Annotated in this window: 13 protein-coding genes and 1 riboswitch; of the genes, 3 read left to right on the forward strand and 10 right to left on the reverse strand. The window is 70.6% G+C overall.

The window, feature by feature from the left end:
- Positions 1-187 precede the first annotated feature (187 nt).
- Positions 188-1,969, reverse strand: a complete 1,782-nt coding sequence (locus CQ044_RS11850; RefSeq protein ID WP_105688657.1) for a glycoside hydrolase family 3 protein — start codon at positions 1,967-1,969, stop codon at positions 188-190.
- Positions 1,970-1,981: 12 nt separating this feature from the next.
- Positions 1,982-3,292 carry an MFS transporter gene (locus CQ044_RS11855; RefSeq protein ID WP_105688658.1) on the reverse strand — a complete coding sequence of 437 codons (1,311 nt, stop codon included), beginning with the start codon at positions 3,290-3,292 and terminating at the stop codon, positions 1,982-1,984.
- A 209-nt stretch (positions 3,293-3,501) separates the two neighbouring features.
- Here CQ044_RS11855 and CQ044_RS11860 point away from each other — a divergent pair, with 209 nt between their 5' ends.
- Positions 3,502-4,146 (forward strand): TetR/AcrR family transcriptional regulator, encoded by a 645-nt coding sequence (locus CQ044_RS11860; protein ID WP_105688659.1) that lies wholly within the window; start codon positions 3,502-3,504, stop codon positions 4,144-4,146.
- Between the two features lie 71 nt (positions 4,147-4,217).
- Here CQ044_RS11860 and CQ044_RS11865 read toward each other — a convergent pair whose 3' ends face one another.
- From CQ044_RS11865 to CQ044_RS11875, 3 genes are all read right to left on the reverse strand, one after another.
- Positions 4,218-5,015 (reverse strand): energy-coupling factor transporter transmembrane protein EcfT, encoded by a 798-nt coding sequence (locus CQ044_RS11865; protein ID WP_105688732.1) that lies wholly within the window; start codon positions 5,013-5,015, stop codon positions 4,218-4,220.
- A 32-nt stretch (positions 5,016-5,047) separates the two neighbouring features.
- The gene (locus CQ044_RS11870) at positions 5,048-6,502 is read right to left on the reverse strand and encodes an ABC transporter ATP-binding protein (protein WP_105688660.1); all 1,455 of its coding nucleotides are present in this window, start codon (positions 6,500-6,502) and stop codon (positions 5,048-5,050) included.
- Position 6,503: 1 nt separating this feature from the next.
- Positions 6,504-7,145, reverse strand: a complete 642-nt coding sequence (locus CQ044_RS11875; RefSeq protein WP_105688661.1) for an ECF transporter S component — start codon at positions 7,143-7,145, stop codon at positions 6,504-6,506.
- Positions 7,141-7,250: riboswitch (TPP riboswitch) on the reverse strand. It overlaps the preceding gene by 5 nt.
- Before the next feature lie 107 nt (positions 7,251-7,357).
- Between CQ044_RS11875 and CQ044_RS11880 the strand changes: the two genes are divergently transcribed.
- Positions 7,358-9,298, forward strand: coding sequence for a D-alanyl-D-alanine carboxypeptidase (locus CQ044_RS11880; protein ID WP_105688662.1), 1,941 nt, complete (start codon positions 7,358-7,360; stop codon positions 9,296-9,298).
- A gap of 190 nt (positions 9,299-9,488) precedes the next feature.
- On the opposite strand, the gene CQ044_RS11885 is transcribed toward CQ044_RS11880, so the two are convergent.
- The 3 genes from CQ044_RS11885 to CQ044_RS11895 all read right to left on the reverse strand — a co-directional run bounded on the left by CQ044_RS11885 (position 9,489) and on the right by CQ044_RS11895 (position 14,832).
- Positions 9,489-11,720: an ABC transporter ATP-binding protein gene (locus CQ044_RS11885; protein WP_105688733.1), complete on the reverse strand. Its 2,232-nt coding sequence runs from the start codon at positions 11,718-11,720 to the stop codon at positions 9,489-9,491.
- Positions 11,721-11,779: 59 nt separating this feature from the next.
- A complete protein-coding gene (locus CQ044_RS11890) occupies positions 11,780-13,507 on the reverse strand; it encodes an ABC transporter ATP-binding protein (protein WP_105688663.1) in 1,728 nt (575 codons plus the stop codon).
- Positions 13,508-13,716: 209 nt separating this feature from the next.
- Positions 13,717-14,832: an enoyl-CoA hydratase/isomerase family protein gene (locus CQ044_RS11895; RefSeq protein WP_258133283.1), complete on the reverse strand. Its 1,116-nt coding sequence runs from the start codon at positions 14,830-14,832 to the stop codon at positions 13,717-13,719.
- Positions 14,833-15,020: 188 nt separating this feature from the next.
- Here CQ044_RS11895 and CQ044_RS19735 point away from each other — a divergent pair, with 188 nt between their 5' ends.
- A complete protein-coding gene (locus CQ044_RS19735; protein ID WP_219844961.1) occupies positions 15,021-17,504 on the forward strand; it encodes an ATP-binding cassette domain-containing protein in 2,484 nt (827 codons plus the stop codon).
- A gap of 122 nt (positions 17,505-17,626) precedes the next feature.
- On the opposite strand, the gene CQ044_RS11905 is transcribed toward CQ044_RS19735, so the two are convergent.
- Together CQ044_RS11905 and CQ044_RS11910 are read right to left on the reverse strand one after the other, a co-directional pair.
- Positions 17,627-18,091 carry a hypothetical protein gene (locus CQ044_RS11905; protein ID WP_045271142.1) on the reverse strand — a complete coding sequence of 155 codons (465 nt, stop codon included), beginning with the start codon at positions 18,089-18,091 and terminating at the stop codon, positions 17,627-17,629.
- 608 nt (positions 18,092-18,699) lie between these two features.
- Complete coding sequence (locus tag CQ044_RS11910) at positions 18,700-20,022, reverse strand: glutamate-1-semialdehyde 2,1-aminomutase (protein WP_105688665.1); 1,323 nt, start codon at positions 20,020-20,022, stop codon at positions 18,700-18,702.
- Between the last annotated feature and the right edge of the window lie 2 nt (positions 20,023-20,024).

The following is a 20,024-nucleotide window of genomic DNA, read 5'->3' on the forward strand; positions in this document are numbered from 1 at the left end:
AGCGAAGCGACGCCCTTCGTCTCGTCGCTGCGCTCCTCGCTCAGGGACCGGTCCGTGGATCGGTCCCTGAGCGAGCCGAAGGCGAGACGAAGGGCGGCCCGGCTCGCTCAACGGCCTCCAGGGAGGAGACCGCGTTCGTGGTGCCGGGCGCCCCGAGATCTCGGGGCGCCCGGGGTAAAGGGGCCGGTCAGTACCGCAGGCCGTGACCGAACCGGAACGTGGGGTTCTCGGTGTCGAATGCCACGTCGGTGCGGCTCGCGGCGACGGCAGCGTCCGAGCGGGGCAGGTCGAAGGGCAGCGCGCCCTGCGGCCCGCGCTCGCCGAACAGCACCCGGAGCACGGCCTCGTCCGAGGCGCCGTAGTCCGCGAGCACGGCGTGCGCCGCCTCCTCGAGACCGCCGAGCACGGCGGGACGGTCGAGGTAGATGTCGATCACCGTCGGCACCGCCACAGCGATCGCCGCCAGGCGGGCGTGCTCCTCGGCCGGGAACTCCAGGGATCCGGAGTGGAACAGGTCGCTGAACCCGCCGCGGTCGCGGTCCTCGAAGGGAGCCTTGATGCGCAGGATCGCGACATCGGCCTCTTCGGGGCTCTCGACGACGGTCGCGTACGCGGCGAGCGCCTCGGCGGCCACGCCCTCGGCGTACACCTTCACGCCACGCGCGAGCGGCAAGATCGGAGATCCTCCGTCGATGGCGTCGTTCGTGAGCAGCGTGAGCGAGTCGCTCTGCGCGTCCAGCCCCTCGGCGACGAAGTCGGGACGCCCGACGACGGACTCCGCGCTCTCCTCGTCCACGAACGGGTTCTCGAACAGTCCGAGCCGGAACTTCTCGCGCAGCAGCCGCCGCACCGACACGTCCAGACGATCCTCCGAGACCTCGCCGCGCTCGACGAGTCCGAGGAGCTCCTCGGTGCACAGTTCGCCGCCGAACTGGTCGATGCCCGCGTCGAGGGCCTTGACCATGCGCTGCGGCCGAGTGAGGTCCTCGACGCCCCACGCGCGGGCGGGCATGTCGGCGCCGAACACGACGACGTCGGTGAGCAGGCCCCAGTCGGTGCAGACGATGCCCTCGAAGCCGAGCTCATCGCGCAGCAGATCCGTGAGCACGCCCTTGTTGAAGCCGAAGCCGACCTCTTCCCAGTCGGTGCCGACGGGCTGGCCGTAGTACGGCATCATCTGGGTGGCGCCGGCGCCGATCGCCGCGATGAACGGACGCAGGTGGTAGTCCCGCGCGTCACCCGGGTAGACCTGCTCCTTGCCCCAGGCGAAGTGCGGGTCCTCGCCGTCGAGCTGCGGACCGCCGCCCGGGAAGTGCTTGACCATCGTCGCGACCGAGTCCGGCCCGAGCTCCTCGCCCTGGAAGCCGCGGATGTAGCCGACCACGAGGCGCGAGGTGAGATCCGCGTCCTCGCCGAACGTACCCGCGATCCGCGACCAGCGCGGCTCGGTGGCGAGGTCGATCTGCGGGTGCAGCGCGACGCGCAGGCCGACCGCGAGATATTCCTGCCGCGCGATGTCGGCGAAGCGCTCGAGGCGCTCCGGGGATCCGAGGGCCGCGAAGCCGAGCGTCTCCGGCCACTGCGAGAACGGACCCGCCATGAGCGAGGTGAGCGGGTTGTCGCTGAACGAATGCCTCGGGTCGGTCGAGAGCGTGATCGGGATGCCGAGCGGGGTGTCCAGCGCCATCCGCTGCAGGGCGTTGTGCCAGGCCGCGAACTCGCGGCCTCCCGGTGCGGCGCCGAGCAGGTTGAAGTGGCTCATCCGGCGCTTGCGCACCATCGACGAGATCGAGGGAAGCCCGAAGGTGGGATTGCCCTCGTCGAGCTCGGCGAAGGCCGCCATGGTGTGGAACAGCATCCCGACCTTGTCGGCGAGCTCCATCCGGCCGAGCAGATCCTCGACGCGCTCGTCGATCGGCAGGGAGGCGTCGCGGTAGGGCAGCACGGCCTCGTTCACGATGTCCGTCATTTCTCTCGTTCCTTACTTCGTGGCCTTGATGAACCAGACGCAGATCGCGCCGAGGATGCTGAGCACGATGCCGATCGGGAACAGCGCTGCGTAGCCGAACGCCAGCACGATTGCGCCGGCGATGCCGGGCGCGAAGGTCTGCGGGAGGGTGGCGGCGATGTTGACCACGCCGAGGTCCTTCGCGAAGTTCTTCGCCGACGGAAGCACCTGGCTCATGAGAGCCGTGTCGACGGCCTGGAACATGCCGAATCCGAACCCGATGATCGCCGTCATGATCAGCCAGGAGGTGAAGTTCGGCCACAACCAGGGCAGCGCCAGGGCGACGCCCATCACCACCGAGGACCCGAACACGAAGGGCTTGCGGCGCCCCACCTTGTCGGAGAGCGGTCCGGAGATGATCGTCGCGACGATCGTGCCGACGAGTCCGATGATCCCCAGGAGCGGGATGACCGTGTTGGGTTCCTTCACGCCGAGGTAGTCACTAAGGATGTAGAGCTGGTATCCCGTGACTCCGAAGTACCCGGTGTAGAGCAGCAGCCGGCCGGTGAAGGCCCAGAAGAAGTCGGGATGCCTGATCGGGTTGACCCAGAACGTGCTGATGAAGTCGCTGAAGCGGAACGGCTCGCGGGCGAAGTTCGTGCTGGGGTGATCCGGATTGAAGACGACGAACAGGGCCAACACGATGAGGGCGAACACTGCGAAGAAGATGTAGCCGGCGACCATGCTGTTGAACAGGAGAGAGCCGACGACTTGTCCACCGAGGGCGCCAGCCATGAGCCCGATGCCGGAAAGCGCGGCGAAGGTGCCTCGCCGCGAGACCGGAACCCGGTCAGGCAGCACGGCGCTCAGCGGCCCCTGAGCGATGTTGTAGCCCACCTGCACGAGGCACCAGGCGATGAGGATGCCGACGAAGGAGTTCGCGAACGCGAGCCCCGTCAGCGCGAGTCCTCCAGCGATTGCGCCGACCAGGATCCACGGCGCGCGGCGCCCGTACTTCGACCGGGTGCGGTCGGAGATCTGTCCCGCGATGGGCTGCGCGACCAGCGCACACAGCGCGCCGACCGTGGCGATGATCGCGAAGGTCGCGACCTTCTGCTTGGGATCCGGGTAGAGCAGCTCGATCTGGTGCGGCAGCAGGATCCCCGGCACCGCGCCCCAGATCACGAAGATCGCGAAGTTCGCGGGGATGATCCAGCCGAGGAGGCGCCGCACGCCCTTGATCGGCGCGGGCGGGTCGTCCTCGCCGGAGGCGGTGGCCACGAACGTGGTCTCGGTGATGGGCGGACGCAGCTCTTCGGGGGCGTCTGAAGAAGTCGACGACATTGTCAGTCCTTGGTTCGGGGTGGGACTTCGGGTTCGGGTCGTACTCACCGGATCCGACAGGGCTGGTCCTTGCCCTGCTCATCCGGTAGACGCACGCTAGCATGAAAACCGGCACAAGTGTAGGTTTTTGTTCCGGAGGCCCCTCCTCCTCCGATCCGGACCGTGCAGAACCCCGCACGACGCCCGCCGACGCATACGATGGGACACCGATGACGACCGAACGCGGATACACGACGGGCCGCGCCCGGCGGGAGCGGATCATCGCGGCTGCGACCGCGCTCTTCGGACGCGTCGGCTTCAACAGCGCCACCATGCTCGAGATCGCGCAGGTCTGCGAGATCTCCCGTGCCGGCCTCGCCCACCACTTCCCCACGAAGGAATCGCTCATGGAGGCGGTGCTGGAGACCAGGGACCTCGAGGATCGCGAGCGGTTCCGGCGCAACGGCTCGCAGGGCCAGGACGGCATCGGGATCCTGCGCGGCATGGTCGATCTCGCCCGCCACAACACCGAGGTGGGCGGCATCATCGCCCTGTACGCCGTGCTGTCCGCCGAGGCGGCCGACCCCTCGCACCCCGCGCACGAGTACTTCGTCCGTCGCTATCAGCGGATCCGCTCCGGCACGGCGAAGGCTCTGCGCGACGCGCGAGCCGCGGGCCACCTCGCCCCGCACGTCGACGAGGACCGCGCCGCCGCCGAGCTCACCGCACTCATGGACGGTCTGCAGCTGCAGTGGCTGCTGGATCCGTCCTCGGTCGACATGGCCGAGACCGTGCGCCGCCGCATCGAGGAACTGCTCGTGGTGCCTCTCGACGTCGCGCCGGTCTCGAGCAGCGAGACTCCCGTCTCAGCGTGAGACACCCTCCTGGCGTGGTGCTTCGCGCTCGAAGTGATGCCTCACGAACCGCGCCCGGCCGTCGACCGACCTCAGCTCCAGACGAACCGGAACGTCCCGAACAGCACCGCGGCGGCGATCGACAGCGCCATGATCGCCGCGCCTCCGGCGAGCGCGATCGCGTCGCGCCCGGACAGCCGGGACGGACGCGACCAGGTGCGCGGGATGTCGGATCCGAATCCGCGCGCCTCCATCGCGAGGGCGAGCTTGGTGCCGCGTCGCACGGCGAACACGAGCAGCACGAACGACATCGTGAAGAAGCGTCGCAACGCGCCGCGGTCGCCCACCCCGCGCGCCCGGCGGGCGAGCGACATGGTGCGCCAGTCGTCCATGAACAGCCCGAGCATCCGGGTGCCCGCCAGCACGCCCAGCACGAAGCGGCTGGGCAGGCGCGCGACCTGGGCGAGGGCGTCGGCGAGCTCGGTCGGATCCGTGCGGGCGAACAGGAGGATCGTCGGCAGCCCCAGCGCCACGACGCGGATCGACACGGCGATCGCGAGCTGGATCGATGCCTCGCTGATGTGCGCGAACCCGAAACTGAAGAACACTTGGCCGCCCGGAGCCGCGTAGAGCAGCATGCTCACGCCGGCCACCGGCGCGATCACCAGCAGCAGCGCGAGCCGGCGCAGCACGGAGCCGAGCCGGAGTCCGGTGAGCGGGATGCACAGCAGCTGCAGCCCGATCGCGACGAGTCCGCTCGTGACGTCGATCGACGCGAACAGCGGCACCGAAAGCAGCAGCGCCAGCACGATCCGGGTGACCGGGTTGACCCCGTCGATCCAGGCCGCGCCCGCTTTCGAAGCGCCCGAACGGCTGCTTTCGGCCGGCATATCGAGCGTTTTGCGCGCTTCGAAACCCGTGCTCATGCGGCCAGCTCGATCCGGTGGCCGCCGAGGTGACGGATCACGTCGTCGTCGTGCGTGACGGCGACGACGGCCGTGCCGCGGGCGATCTCCTCCTGCAGCAGGCTCACGATGCCGATCCAGCCGCGGCGGTCCTGCCCGAAGGTGGGCTCGTCGAGCACGATCACCGCGGGCGCGGCGGCGAGCACGGTCGCGACCGAGAGCCGGCGTTTCTGCCCGCCCGACAGCGTGAAGGGGTTCGCGGCGGCGAGCGCGGTCAGCCCGAGCCGCTCCAGCAGTGCGTCCACGACGGCGTCGATCCGGTCCTTGTCCCAGCCGAGCGCGCGCGGCCCGACCGCGAGCTCGTCGCGCACGGTCTGCATGAGGAACTGGTGCTCGGGATCCTGGAACACCATCCCGATGCGCGTGAGCAACTCTCGCGACGTCCAGCGGATCGGATCCCGGCCGCGTCGCCCCCGGAGACTCTCCGCCGCCTGAACGGTGCCGTCGAGCGCGTCGAGGAGTCCCGCGAGCGTGAGCGCGAGCGTGGACTTGCCCGCGCCGTTCGGACCGACGATCAGCGTCGCCGCGCCATCCGGCACCGCGAGGTCGAGCCCGCGCTGCACGGCATGACGGCGATCCCTGGTGACGGCAAGAGCGCGGGCCGAGAGGATCGCATCGACGGGATCTGCCGCCGGACGCACCGGCAGCGTCGGCAGGCCCACCGGGTGGCCCGGCACCCACACGCCTGCTTCCGCGAGGGCGTCGCCGTGCACCAGGAACACCTCGTCCGGGGGGCCGTCGGCGAGGAGGCCGCCGTCAGCGCCGACGACGATCACCCTGGTCATCAGATCCGCCCACACCGCGGTGCGGTGCTCGATGACCACGAGCGTGGCGCCGGTCGCGGCCACGACGCGCTCGACGCTCGCGCGGATCTCCCGCACGCCGTCGGGGTCGAGGTTGGCCGTCGGCTCATCCAGCAGCAGCAGCCCCGGCTGCATGGCGAGAGCGCCCGCGAGCGCGAGCCGCTGCTTCTGGCCGCCCGAGAGCGCCGCCGTGGGACGGTCCAGCGGCACATCGAGACCGACGGCGCCGAGCGCCTCGGCGACGCGCGCGGGGATGTGCTCCGCGGGCACGCCGAGGTTCTCGCAGCCGAAGGCGACGTCGTCGCCGACCCTGCTCAGCACGACGCCGGCGTCCGGATCCTGCAGGACCAGACCGATCCTGCCCCGCTGGCTCTCCGGATCGGATCCGTCGACCTGCAGGGATCCGCGGCTCTCACCCTCGTCGGCGTCGCCGAGCAGCCCCGCCATGCCGGTCAGGAGGGTCGACTTGCCGGCCCCGGACGCACCGAGCAGGAGCACCCGTTCCCCCGGCTCGATCGTGAACGTCACGTCGCTGACCGCGGGCAGGCGGCGGCCGGCGTAACGCCAGCCCCACCCGTCCGCGACGACGCGAGCGGCACCCGCGGTCATGTCAGACCTCGCGGCGGAGCTCGCGTCCGGCGGCGAAGCGGCTGAGAGCGCCGGTCGCGGCGAGGGCGCGCACGAGCAGCCAGCCGAGGACGCCGGCCAGCAGCGCGCCCGAGACGACGAGGGCGCCGAGGTAGATCGTGTTGAACTCGACGGACTTCAGGATGTTCGGGGAGCTGCCGTAGAACAGCTCGAACAACCACGCGCCCGCGGCCGCTCCGACGCCGGCGAGCGCGGCGACGGGCAGCGAGAACCGGCGGTACAGGAAGATCGCGAAGATCAGCTCGGCCCCGAGTCCCTGCGCGATGCCCTCGAGCACCGTGGAGACGCCCCAGATGTTGCCGATCAGCATCGACACGATCGCCGCCACGACCTCGACGACGAGCGCGGCGCCGGGCTTGCGGATCACGAGCCCGCCGACCACGCCGCCGAGCAGCCAGATCCCGACGGCGATGCCGCCGAGGCCGGGAGTGAGGCCGTCGGCCGCGGTGAACCAGGCGTAGCCGATCGTGTTCCAGACCCAGAAGACCAGGCCGATCGCGACGCCGAGCACGGCGGCCACGACGATATCGACGACGCGCCAGTTCAGGCGGCGTGCGACCACCCCGCTGGTGTTCACGTTCTGTGCGGTTGCAGATGCATGCATGAGAAATGCTCCTCCCTGCGCCGGCATGATCCGGATCAGGTTCGACGGTCGAAGCGCGATTCGCTCCCTCTCAGCCCGGCTCGCCGGACTCCCGTGGTGATCCGCCCATCCTAGCCCCGCTGGGGCGCACCGGCGACCGCCTCGTCACACGGCGTGACGCGAGAACGCCCGCGATACCCGCCGTTGACAGGGCCGCCAGATACGGTAGGGGGGTGAACAATGACGACGGTCCGGGGGCCGCCCAGGTCGATCCGGAGATCGCCGACGCCGACGCACCCGCTGCCGACGCCTCCCGCACGGCCATCGACGAGCCCGCACCGGAACCCGCAGCGCTGTTCCCGGACGCCCCGGAGCCGACCGCACCCGCGCCGCTGTTCCCCCCGCGCGAGGCCCCTGTGGCTGAGCCGCTGTTCCCCGCGCCGGACTCCCCCGCCTCCGCACCGCTTTTCGGAGGCACGACGGATCCGGACCCGTCGGCATCGAAAGTCGTCGACCAGGACCCGGCGATCACGAGCGCGACGGCGTCCGAGGCCACCGCCGCCGCCTCGATGACCTCCGCGACTCCTGCCGCCGGCGCGGCCCTGACAGCCTCCCAGACGTCTGCCACCGGCGAGGCCCCGGCGATCTCGGCGACGGATCCGGCCCCGGTCGAGCCCTCGGACACCCCGGCAGACGCCGCCCATGTCGCGGCCGCAGCCCCCGTCGTCGCGGCGACTGCGCAGGCCTCTGCCCCCGTTGCGACCCCCGCTTCCGGTCCCGCCACCAGGGCGCGCACGAACCGGCCGCTGCCCTCGGCGTCGCTCGTCCGAGGCCCCGACCGCACCCCGACCGCCGCGCTCGCCTGGGTGGACGTGGCCCGGGTCGGCGCTGGCAATGCGGCCGCTGCTGCGGCGTCGTCCCGCGCGCTGCTGGACGACGCCCCGCACCGCACCCTCGCCCGGCCAGGAGTGCTGCTGCCGCTGGGCGGGGTGCTCGCCGTCGTCATCGCGTACGGCGCCGCGACCGCGCTCTGGCCGCTCAATGCCGTGCAGCCCGTCGCAGCCCCCGTCGCCTTCAAGCCCCCGGCCGCCCCTGCCGCCGCTGCGGCATGGCCCGCCATCGGCAGCGCCGCCGTGGGCGTCGCCGGCATCGGCACCGTCGCCTCGGCGGAGCAGCACGCTCCGATGGCGAGCATCACGAAGCTCGTGACGGTGCTCGCCTCACTCGACAAGATGCCGCTCAAGGCCGGCGAGCAGGGTCCGTCCTTCGCGTTCACGCAGGCCGACAGCGACGACTACTGGGACTACCTCCGTCAGGATCAGTCCGCGCTCGACGTGCCGGTGGGCGGATCCCTCACGCAGTACCAGCTGTATGAGGGGATCCTGCTCGGTTCGGCGAACAACTACGCCGACCGCCTCGCTCGCGAAGTCTGGGGCTCGGACGAGAACTATGCGGCCGCCGCGAATCAGTGGCTGAGCCAGCACGACCTCGCCGACATCACCGTCGTGACCCCTTCCGGCTTCGACTTCGGCAACGTCTCGACCCCCCGCGCGCTCATCCAGCTCGGGGAGATCGCCGAGAAGAACCCCGTGATCGCCGGGATCGTGAAGCAGAAGAGCGTCGAGCTGCCCGGCGCCGGTGTCGTCAAGAACACCAATGGCCTCATCGACGACGCCGGCATCGTGGGCATCAAGACCGGCACGATCGGCGACGGCGCCGACACCCGGTACAACCTGCTCTCGGCCAAGGACGTCACGGACGGGGACGCCACCGTGCGGATCTACGTCGCCGCGCTCGGTCAGGACAGCGACGCGGGTCGGGTCGATGCCTCGCGTGCTCTGTACGCAGGTCTCGAAGCAGCCCTGAAGGACCAGCCGCAGACGGTGGACAAGGGCGCGACGCTCGGCACGGTCGACACGGCGTGGGGCGAGACCACCCAGGTGGTGGCCGCCGACAGCGCCCGGGTCGTGCTGTGGAACGGCGCCTCTGCGACGGCGACCACCAAGTTCTCGCTCGGGAACGACTGGAAGGCCGGCGAGAAGGCGGGCACGCTCAGCCTCAAGGGCCCGCTGGACTCCGCCTCGGTGCCCCTGGAGCTGCGCACCACCCTGCACGGCCCGAGCTTCTGGTGGCGCCTCACGCACCCCCTCGAGCTGTTCGGCCTGACGAAGTAGAACCGGATCCGGCCCGACCGCCTCCGCTCAGGTCGCACTTTCTGCCGCTATTGCGGCCCCGGAAGAGCAACTATCGCGACCTGAACGACGCCCCTAGGCGCCGGGTAGGCCGGCCTCACCCGGCCATGCCACGAGAAAGCGCCGTCGCCCTGAGAACAGGACGACGGCGCTCACGTCGGTGCGGACCAGGTCAGACCCTGTCGTCCTCGATCTCCCACGAGGCGCTCTCCGGCGACTCGGCCGACTCGATGACGCGCTCGGCGACGGCGACCGGGGCGGTCCCCGCACCGATCGCAGCGGCGGCACCGGCCTCGACCTCGGACGCGACGGATCCGTCCACCGGAACCGTGACGGTCCCGGTGACGAGCGCCTCGTCCGCGTCGGTGTCGCTCGCGGCCTGCTCGAACTGCGACTGGTACAGCCGCCAGTACGCGCCCTGCGCGGCGATGAGCTCCTCGTGATTGCCCTTCTCCACGATGTCGCCGTGCTCCATCACGAGGATGAGGTCGGCGTCGCGGATCGTGGACAGGCGGTGCGCGATCACGAACGAGGTGCGTCCGTGCCGCAGCGCCGCCATCGCGTGCTGCAGCAGCAGCTCGGTGCGGGTGTCGACGGCAGACGTGGCCTCGTCCAGGATGAGGATCGACGGCTGGGCGACGAACGCGCGGGCGATCGTGATCAGCTGGCGTTCACCGGCCGACACGTTCGAGGCGTCCTCGTCGAGCTTCGTCTCATAGCCCTCGGGGAGAGCGTGCACGAAGCGGTCGACGTACGTCGCCTTGGCGGCGTCGATGACTTCGTCATCCGTCGCGGTCGAACGGCCGTAGCGGATGTTCTCCCGGATCGTGCCCGCGAACAGCCACGGATCCTGCAGCACCATGCCCGTGCGCGCGCGCAGGTCGGAACGCTCCATCTGGGCGATGTCCTGCCCGTCGAGAAGGATCCGCCCGCCGCTCAGCTCGTAGAACCGCATGATGAGGTTGACCAGGGTGGTCTTGCCCGCACCGGTCGGGCCGACGATCGCGACCGTCTGGCCGGGCTCCACGCGGAACGACAGATCCGTGATGAGCGGGCGGTCCTCCGTGTAGGAGAACGCGACGTGCTCGAACTCGATGACGCCGTTGCCGTCGGTGACGGTGGGTGCGTCCTCGGCGTCGGGATCCTGCTCCTCCGCGTCCAGCAGCTCGAACACGCGCTCGGCCGAAGCGGTGCCGGACTGCACGACCGCCGCCATTCCGCCCAGCTCGCTGAGCGGCTGGGTGAATTGCTGGGAGTACTGGATGAACGCCTGCACGTCTCCGAGGCGGAGCTGGCCGCTCGCGACCATGAGGCCGCCCAGCACGGCGAGGCCGACGTAGGTCAGGCTGCCGATGAAGGTCATGGCCGGCATCATCAGCCCGGACAGGAACTGGGCCTTGAATGCAGCCTGGTAGAGCTCCTCGTTCTCGACCTGGAACTTGTCCAGAGCGTCCTTCTCGCGACCGAAGACCTTGACCAGAGCGTGGCCGGAGAAGGCCTCCTCGACGCGTGCGTTCAGACGGCCGACCTTCTTCCACTGGATCCCGAACGCCTTCTGCGAACGCGGTCCGATGACGCCGAAGATCACGGCCATGAGTGGCAGCGCCACGAGGGCGACGAGAGCCAGCTGCCACGAGATCGAGAACATCATGACCAGCACGCCGACCACGGTGAGCACCGAGGTGAGAGCGCCCGACAGCGATTGCTGCATGGTCTGCGTGATGTTGTCGATGTCGTTCGTGACGCGGGAGATCAGCTCTCCGCGCTGCACCTTGTCGAAGTACGACAGCGGCAGGCGGTTGATCTTCGCCTCGACGTCCTCACGCAGGCGCCACATCGTGCGCACCATGATGACGTTGATGACGTAGCCCTGGATCCAGCTCAGCAGAGCGGATCCGACGTAGATCGCGAGCACCGCGGTGATCACCCAGCGCAGCTGCTCGAAGTCGATCCCGTCGCCGACCTTGAACGGCCCGAACGCGGCCACCATGTCGGCGAACTGGGTCTGCTTCATCGCGCGCAGCTGCTCGACGACCTGCGCCTGGTCCGTCCCCGCCTGGAACCCGGGGAAGCCGTTCTGCGGCTTGGCGAGCTGGAGCGAGGTGAATCCCTCGTAGATGATGTTCGTCGCGTTGCCGAGCACCTTCGGCGCGGCCACGGCGAGCACGACGCCGAGCGCCCCGAAGATCGAGACCAGCACGAACCACACGGCGCTGGGCTTCAGCAGCCCGATCATGCGCTTGAAGCTCGGACCGAACTGGTTCGCCTTGCCCGGAGCGGGACCGTCGAACATCCCGCCGCCCTGCTGGCGCGCCTTCTCGGCCTGCTCGGCCTCCTCCTTCTCGGCGTCGGTCATCTCGACGGTCGCCGACGCGCCGGCGTACTTCGCCCGACGGGCCTCCATGCGCTCTGCGCGTGCGGCCTTCTTGTCCACGCCCTCGGTCCCTGAGCTTGTCGAAGGGCTCATGCGTCCACCCCCAACTGCGACTCGACGATCTCTCTATAGGTGTCGCTCGTCTCCAGCAGCTGCTCGTGCGTGCCGACGGCGACCATGGTGCCGCCCTCGAGGACGACGATGCGGTCGGCGTCGGTGATGGTCGAGACGCGCTGCGCGACGACGATCTTGGTCACGTGCGGCAGTTCCCGCCACAGCGCCTGGCGCAGCCGGGCGTCGGTGGTGAGGTCGAGCGCCGAGAACGAGTCGTCGAAGACGAGGATCTCAGGCTGGTGGAGGATCGCGCGGGCGATCGCGAGCCGCTGGCGCTGGCCGCCGGACACGTTCGTCCCGCCCTGGGCGATGTTGGAGTCCAGCCCGTCGGGCATCTCCGACACGAAGTCCCTCGCCTGCGCGATGTCGAGCGCGGCCCACAGCTCCTCGTCGGTCGCCTCCTCGCGCCCGTAGCGCAGGTTGGAGGCGATCGTTCCGCTGAACAGGAACGGACGCTGCGGCACGAGTCCGATGCTCTTCCAGAGCACATCGACATCGGCCTGGCGCACGTCCGTGCCGCCGACGGAGGCGGAGCCGCCCGTGACGTCGAACAGTCGGGGGATGAGCGAGATCAGGGTCGTCTTGCCCGCGCCGGTGGATCCGACGATCGCGACGGTCTCGCCGGGCTCCGCCGCGAAGCTGATCCCGTGCAGCACCGGCGACTCGGCGCCGGGGTAGGTGAAGGAGACGTCGTCGAAGGCCACGGATCCCGGGATCGGGAAGGTCTTCACGCCGTTCTCCGGGCGGGTCATGCTCTGCTCGGCGTCCAGCACCTCGCCGACGCGCTCGGCGGAGACCGCGGCGCGCGGGATCATCATGGCCATGAAGCTGGACATGATGATGCCCATCATGATCTGACCGATGTACTGCATGAACGCGAACAGCGTGCCGACCTCGACCGTGCCGTTGTTCACCTCGATGCCGCCGAACCAGATCACGCCCACGATGGTGACGTTCAGGATCAGCATGAACAGCGGGAAGAGCAGGACGAAGAGTGAACCGACGTTGCGGCCGACGACCATGATGTCGGTGTTGGCGCCGCGGAAGCGCTCCTCCTCGATGCGCTCGCGCACGAACGCGCGCACGACGCGGACGCCGGTGAGCTGCTCGCGCATGATGCGGTTGACGTTGTCGAGCTTGCCCTGGTAGCTGCGGAACAGCGGGACCATGCGGCCGATGATGATGCCGGCGACGATGAGCAGCGCGGGCACCGAGACGGCGATGAGCCAGCTCAGGCCCAGGTTGGTCTGCAGCGCCATGATGATGCCGCCGATCGCGAGCAGCGGGGCGGTGATGAACATCGTCGAGCCCATCATCGCCAGCATCTGCACCTGCTGCACGTCGTTCGTGTTGCGGGTGATCAGCGAGCCGGCGCCGAACTGCGAGACCTCGCGCTCGGAGAATCCGCTCACGCGGGCGAACACGTCGGCGCGGATGTCGCGGCCGAGGCTCATCGCCGCGCGCGCGGCGAAGTAGGTCGCGATGACGGAGGCGATGATCTGGCCGAGCGAGACCGCGAGCATGAGCCCGCCGTGCGACCAGATGTAGGCGGTGTCGGCGTTGGCGACGCCCTTGTCGATGATGTCTGCGTTGAGGCGCGGCAGGTACAGCGAGGCGAAGGCGCTGCCGAACTGGAACACCAGGACGCCGAGCAGCAGCCACTTGTAACGCTTCAGATAGCGGAAGAGGATCTTTCCGAGCACAGGCGGACTTTCCTTGTGGGAGCGGACTTCCCGAGGGGAAGCGGAAGAAGTCGAGAATCGACCACGAATCACCCTGCCACGCGGCACCGACATTCACATCCCCCTTGAGGAGGATCGACTCAGATCTTCGCTGAGGGCGAAACGAATCCCTGCTCGCGCCGAGATTTGCGGATCCGGTTAAGAAACCCGGACACCCTGCGGAACGTTCGCTACGCCCAGAGCGGAACCGGCGGCACGTAGTCGCGCGCCTCGGCGGAGGCATCCGGCGCGAGATCGGCAAGAGTCTGCGGATCCCAGTGCGGATCGCGGTCCTTGTCCACGAGCTGCGCGCGGATGCCCTCCACGAGGTCAGGGTGGTTGTGCACGAACCAGAGAACCCGGCGGTACTCCCCCGCAAGGGCGTCGCGCACGGAGTCCATCCCCCGGGCCTCGCGCACGGCGTCGAGCGTGACCACGAGCGCCGTCGGGGCCAGCGACTCGAGCAGGTCGGCGGTGTCTGCCGGCGTGGGCTCGGGGTCGGCTCCGTCTGCTGCCTCCGGGGCCGGGTCGGCCCGCAGACGGGCCACGATCTCCGGCACGGTGTCGGCGGAGAAGGCCTCGTCGATCCAGCCCTGCTGCGCAGACAGCGGCGAAGGATCCGGCGTCTCGTCGAAGAGCATGACGATCTCGCTCGGCCCGGTCGGATCCGCCCGGTGCGCGAGCGCGTCGCGCAGGGCCTCGAGACGCTCCGACGGGACGTAGAAGTCGGCGAAGCCGGCGTAGAGCGCATCGGATCCGTTCATGGTCCCCGCGGTGAGAGCCAGGAATTCGCCCAGGCGACCTGGCGCGTGGCCGAGCAGCCACGTGCCGCCGACGTCGGGCGTGAAGCCGATCTTCACCTCCGGCATCGCGAGCTGCGATCGCTCCGTGACCACGCGGATCGCGGCATGCCCCGCGACGCCGATGCCGCCGCCCATCGTGATGCCGTCGGCGATCGCGACGACGGTCTTGGGATACTCCGCGATCGCGGCGTTCATCGCATACTCCTCGCGGAAGAACTCCACCGTGTCGGCGCTGCGTCCTGCGGTGATCTGCCGGTGCAGCTCGCGCACGTCGCCGCCCGCGCACAGGCCGCGGTCCCCCGCGCCGTCGATGTAGACGATCTCGATGTCGCTGTCGTCGCGCCAGGCGTCGAGAGCCGCATGCACCGCGCGGATCATCCCGACGTTCAGCGCGTTGAGCGCCCTCGGGCGGTTCAGCGTGATCCAGCCCAGCGCTCCCTCGGTGCGCACGAGCACCTCGGCGTCTGCGGCGGCGGATCCCTGGGCGTCTTCGACGATGCTCACGGATGCCACGTTACCCCGCGCCGTGCTCCGCCCGAGCCGTCGGCGGCCGGACGGACGCAGCGCGCATCCGCCTTCGCGCCGAGGAGGCGAAGGCCCTCGCATTGCGCGGAATGCCCCGGATCAACGAGCGTTTTCAGGTCGCATCCGACAAGATAGAGGGGTACTGCTGTATCTATGAGAGGCCGCGGATGACCGACGGACAAGTGCTCGAGTTCTCGCATGCGACGAAGCGCTTCGGCGTTCTCACCGCTGTCGACGACCTCTCCGCCCGTATCGAGCCGGGGGCGGTGACCGCGTTCCTCGGGCCGAACGGCGCCGGCAAGACGACGTCGCTGCGGATGATGCTCGGCCAGATCCGCCCGACCTCGGGCACCGCGACCATCGGCGGCGTCGCGCACGCCGAGCTGCGCCACCCGCTGCGCACCGTCGGATCCGTGCTCGAGGAGGCCGTCTACCGGCCCCGCCGCACGGCCCCGCGCCAGCTGTCGATCGCCGCGAAGGCGAACGGGATCCCGCTCTCCCGCGTGGACGAGGTGCTCGCCCTCGTGGGCCTGCAGAACGAGACCGAGACGCGCATCGGCGCCTACTCGCTCGGCATGCGGCAGCGCCTCAGCGTCGCCGGCGCCCTGCTCGGCGACCCCGGAGCGCTCGTGCTCGACGAGCCAGCGAACGGCCTCGATCCCGAGGGCATCCGCTGGATGCGCCTGCTCATGCGCCGCCTCGCCGACGAGGGCCGCACTGTGCTGGTCTCGTCGCACGTGCTGAGCGAGATCGAGCAGATCGCCGACAACGTGCTCGTGCTCTCCAAGGGCCGCCTGGTCTATGCGGACAGCATCGGCAAGCTCTCGGATCCGACCACCGGATCGGTCGTCGTCGACGCCGACGACCGCACAGCCCTCGCCACCGCCCTGCAGAACGCCGGGCTGACCTTCGACGTGCTCCGGTCGGGCCTGACCGTGCACAACACCGACGCTGCGGCGGTCGGCGCCGTCGCCGCCTCCGCGGGGCTCGCGCTCACCACGCTGCTGCAGCGCGGACCGAGCCTGGAGGAGGTCTTCCTCGACCTCGTGCACGGCCGTCGCGACCCGCTCACGGGCTCGATCCCGGTCGTCGGCGCTCCCGCGGTCACCGCTGCGGAGCCGGAGGCCGGCGCTGAGCCGGGCGCGACCGAGGCCGGGACTTCGGGCGAGGGCGATCCGGCGGACGCCGAGCACGTTCCGACCGCGGGGCTCTTCGGCGCCGCAGCAGCGGTGCCGGTCGTGGCCGCGGCGGGCGCCGGCGTGGCCGGCCTCTTCGGCGCGGCGGCGGAAGCAGCCCCGGCCGAGGGCACCGTCGCGATTCCGACCACGCGCCGCGAGGCCGCCGAGTTCGCTGCCGCGCAGTCCGCCACGGACGAGGCGGAGGGCGATTCCGGCGCGGAGGACGCCTCGACCGAGGGATCCGGATCCGCGGACGATTCCGAACCGGAGGCTGCCGAGGACGCTGACGGCGCTGACGGCATTGACGCTGGCGCGGAGGGCGCTGCCGAGGGCCAGGCTGAGGACGCTTCCGGCGACGAGGCTGAGGCCTCCGACGAGGGCGTCACCGAGGGAGCGGAATCGTCCGACTCCGACTCCGACTCCGACTCCGACTCCGACGAGGACGGATCCGCGGACGACGCCGCCGGGCTCGACGAGGGCACGGACGCCGAAGCGGCGGCGGATGACGCCGAGCCGGAGGAGTCCGAGACCGAGCAGTCCCCCGCTGAAGCGACCGAGGCAGAGGGCGGGACCGAGGCGGAGACCGAGGCCGGCGCTGATTCCGGCGACGCGGCGGATTCGGCCGACGAGTCCGAGGACGCGCACGACGACGGCGCGATCGCCGCGGGGGTCGCACTGACCGCCCCGATCGTCGCCGACTACACGCCGGGCGAGGCGCACCACGAGGGTGCAGAGGACTCCGAGCACCCCACCGACGCCGAGGCGCAGGACGCCCCGCTCACCCACGCCGCCGATGGTGAGACGGATGACGACGGCGCCGCGCTCGGATCCTTCGAGACCGCCGCCCTGACCATTCCGGATGCGGCGCCGGTGTCGTTCGACGATCTGATCACCGGCGTGCCGTCGGCCGCTCAGACCTCGAACGACGCGAAGGACGCCGCTGCGGAGAACGAGGGCGCCCCAGAGGGCGCTGCCCCGCAGGACGAGGGCGCCGAGCGCAGCGATGACGACATCGACGACGCCCCCACCGCGGCGACGACCATCATCACGACGCCGGCCGCCGAGGGCGAGTTCGCCACCCCCGAGCCGAGCACCGAGACCACCGAGATCGCCGGTATCGAGATCTTCGCGGCCCTCGCCGACGGACGCACCCAGGAGATCCAGGTCATCCTAGACGAGGCGCCCGACGAGGACGACGACCTCGAGGACGTGACGCAGGGCGAGATCCACCAGGACGACGATCCCCGCGCCGCCGCCGTCAGCGCATCGCTCGCCGCGGCCGCGCGCGCGTTCTTCACGGACGACGCCCCCTCGTACACGCCCGGCCCCAGCGACGAGAACGGCGGCGAGCCCGCAGGGCACGACGCGTCCTCTTCATCGGACGAGCAGCACGACGAGGAGGCCCCGCAGGAACAGGGCCAGGACGGCGAGCACCACGAGGGCGACAACCACGGAGAGCACCACGGGCACTGACCCGAGAACGAATCCGAACGGAGCGGCGATCGTCTGAGGACGGTCGCCGCTTCCGCGTTCAGGCGCTGTCGAGCCGGATGCGGACATCGCCGCAGAGGCTCAGCCGGAGCCGCTCCGCGCGGTCAGGCGGGGCGAGGCGAGGGCTTGCGCCTGCGTCCGCGCCCGGGGGTTCCGGAGGGCTCTGCGACGGGGATCGCGCCGGTCGCGGCGATGTCGGTCACCTCGGCGAGCTCGGAGCTCGCATCAAGGCGCAGCGCCTGAGCGAGCGCCAGCCCGTGCCGTGTGGTGAGCACGAGACGCTGGAACTCCGCGCCCTCGAGATCGATCACGACGCTCGGCTTGTGCCGGCGGATGAGCACGAAGTCGTCGCCGTTGGCCGACTTCCAGGTGCCGGCCGCGAGCACGAGGGGCACATGCGTGCCGGGGCTGCCGACTCCGCGCAGCCACGTCCAGGCGTCGTCTGTGAGCTGCACCTTGACGATCGCCTCGCGGGCGATGTGCAGGTTGTCGCGGCGGAAGGAGACAGCGCGCTCGAGCGGAGAGAGCTCCACCTCGAGGCGGGTCCGATCCAGCAGCAGCGTCACCATCTCCCCAGTCTGCCAGCGCCGCCCCGAATCCGCCCGCGAGGCACCTCACAGGACGGCAACGATCCCGCTGGCGAAGTCCGACAAGCGAGACGGCCGGCGGGCGGCGCCGTCGGATGTGCGGTTCGGGGTCGGTTCGGCGGCGGTTCGGGGCGCGTCCGCACGTTTTGGGGCGCGTCGCGACCCGGATTCTTGGCGGGGTACGCCCCAAGACATCGAAATGCGCCCCAAACGAGGCAAGGAGCAGCCGGGCCGGCTCCGGTCGGGGTCTCGTAGGCCCGAACCTGGTCGGGGGGCTGGCAGTTAGGGTTCCCGTCGACGAGCGGCGGCCTGTGCCGGGGACGCAGACTTCGGGGCGCGCCCTCCGTTTTGGGGCGCGTCACGCCCCAGATTCCCGGCAAGATGCGCCCCAAAACGTGAAAGAGTGCCCCAATACCCGGCTTCGACCCCGTCGGACGACCGGGATCCGACCACGATGGGCCTGGATCCGGCCAGATCTAAGCCGTGGATCCGCGGAGTCGGGGCGCATTCCTCCGTTTTGGGGCGCGTCCCACCCGGGAATCCCGGCGGGATGCGCCCCAAAACGTGAGAGAGCGCCCCGAAACCGGCCGTCAGGCCGTCGCGCGGGCTGCGGCCTCGGCGGCAGCGGGCAGCGCCGCCTCGATCGCCGTGAGCTCGGCGTCTCCGTGCGCGGCCGTGAGGAACCAGGCCTCGAACACGCTCGGCGGCAGCGCCACGCCCTGCTCGCGCATCGCGTGGAAGAACGGGGCGTACCGGAACACCTGCTGCGCCTGAGCCGCGGCGTAGTCGCGCGGAGCCTCCGACGCGAAGACCACACCGAACAGGTTGCCCGCGCGCGGCACCGCGTGCGCGACGCCGGCATCGGTCAGAGCCTGGTCGAGAGCCTCCGAGAGCCGGGCGGCCGCAGCGTCGATCCTGGCGTACACCCCGGGCGTCGCGAGACGCAGCGTGGCCAGGCCCGCGGCGACCGAGAGCGGGTTCCCGCTCAGCGTGCCGGCCTGGTACACCGGCCCGGTCGGCGCCAGCTGGTCCATGACCTCGGCACGGCCGCCGAGCGCGGCGAGCGGCATCCCGCCGCCCACGACCTTGCCGAACGTGATGATGTCGGGCAGGTACTCCTCGCCCGCGGCCTGCTGCAGGCCCCAGAACCCGGCCGGGTGCACGCGGAAACCGGTGAGCACCTCGTCGAGGATCATGAGGGCGCCGTGCGCGTGCGCGGTATCTGCGATGAGGCGATTGAATCCGGGCTGCGGCGCGACCACGCCCATGTTCGCCGCGGAGGCTTCGACGATGACGGCCGCGATCCGGTCGCCGTGCTCGGCGAACACCGCCGCGAGCGCGTCCGGGGAGTTGTAGTCGATGACGAGAGTCTGTGCCGCGATGGGCGCGGGGACGCCCGCGGATCCGGGCAGGGCGAGGGTCGCCACGCCGGAGCCGGCCGCGGCCAGCAGACCGTCCGAGTGACCGTGGTAGTGCCCGGCGAACTTCACGAGGAGGTCGCGTCCGGTCGCACCGCGGGCGAGCCGGATCGCGGTCATCGTCGCCTCGGTGCCCGTGGAGACCAGCCGCACGCGCTCGACGGGGCGGGCGTCGCCGTGCCGCACCCGGTCGGCGATGAGGGCGGCGAGCTCGACCTCGCCCTCGGTCGGAGCTCCGAACGACAGGCCACGGGTCGCCGATTCCTGCACGGCCGCGACGACCTCGGGATGTGCGTGCCCGAGCAGCGCAGGGCCCCAGGATGCGACGAGGTCGAGGTAGGTCGTACCTGCGGCATCGGTGACCGTCGCGCCGGAAGCGCTCGCGAGGAACCGCGGCGTGCCGCCGACCGACCCGTAGGCGCGCACGGGCGAGTTCACCCCGCCGGGGATCACGGCACGGGCGGCGTCGAACAGGTCGTCATTGCGGTCGGTCATGG

Source organism: Microbacterium sp. MYb64 (assembly GCF_002979495.1).
GTDB classification, from domain to species: domain Bacteria; phylum Actinomycetota; class Actinomycetes; order Actinomycetales; family Microbacteriaceae; genus Microbacterium; species Microbacterium azadirachtae_A.

Coding starts and splice junctions, on each gene's coding strand:
- CQ044_RS11885 (WP_105688733.1), bottom strand. CDS start 11,720: ATGGAGGCCCGTCGGGCGAAGTACGCCGGCGCGTCGGCGACCGTCGAG.
- CQ044_RS11910 (WP_105688665.1), bottom strand. CDS start 20,022: ATGACCGACCGCAATGACGACCTGTTCGACGCCGCCCGTGCCGTGATC.
- CQ044_RS11860 (WP_105688659.1), top strand. CDS start 3,502: ATGACGACCGAACGCGGATACACGACGGGCCGCGCCCGGCGGGAGCGG.
- CQ044_RS11905 (WP_045271142.1), bottom strand. CDS start 18,091: ATGGTGACGCTGCTGCTGGATCGGACCCGCCTCGAGGTGGAGCTCTCT.
- CQ044_RS11865 (WP_105688732.1), bottom strand. CDS start 5,015: ATGCCGGCCGAAAGCAGCCGTTCGGGCGCTTCGAAAGCGGGCGCGGCC.
- CQ044_RS11855 (WP_105688658.1), bottom strand. CDS start 3,292: ATGTCGTCGACTTCTTCAGACGCCCCCGAAGAGCTGCGTCCGCCCATC.
- CQ044_RS19735 (WP_219844961.1), top strand. CDS start 15,021: ATGACCGACGGACAAGTGCTCGAGTTCTCGCATGCGACGAAGCGCTTC.
- CQ044_RS11875 (WP_105688661.1), bottom strand. CDS start 7,145: ATGCATGCATCTGCAACCGCACAGAACGTGAACACCAGCGGGGTGGTC.
- CQ044_RS11870 (WP_105688660.1), bottom strand. CDS start 6,502: ATGACCGCGGGTGCCGCTCGCGTCGTCGCGGACGGGTGGGGCTGGCGT.
- CQ044_RS11850 (WP_105688657.1), bottom strand. CDS start 1,969: ATGACGGACATCGTGAACGAGGCCGTGCTGCCCTACCGCGACGCCTCC.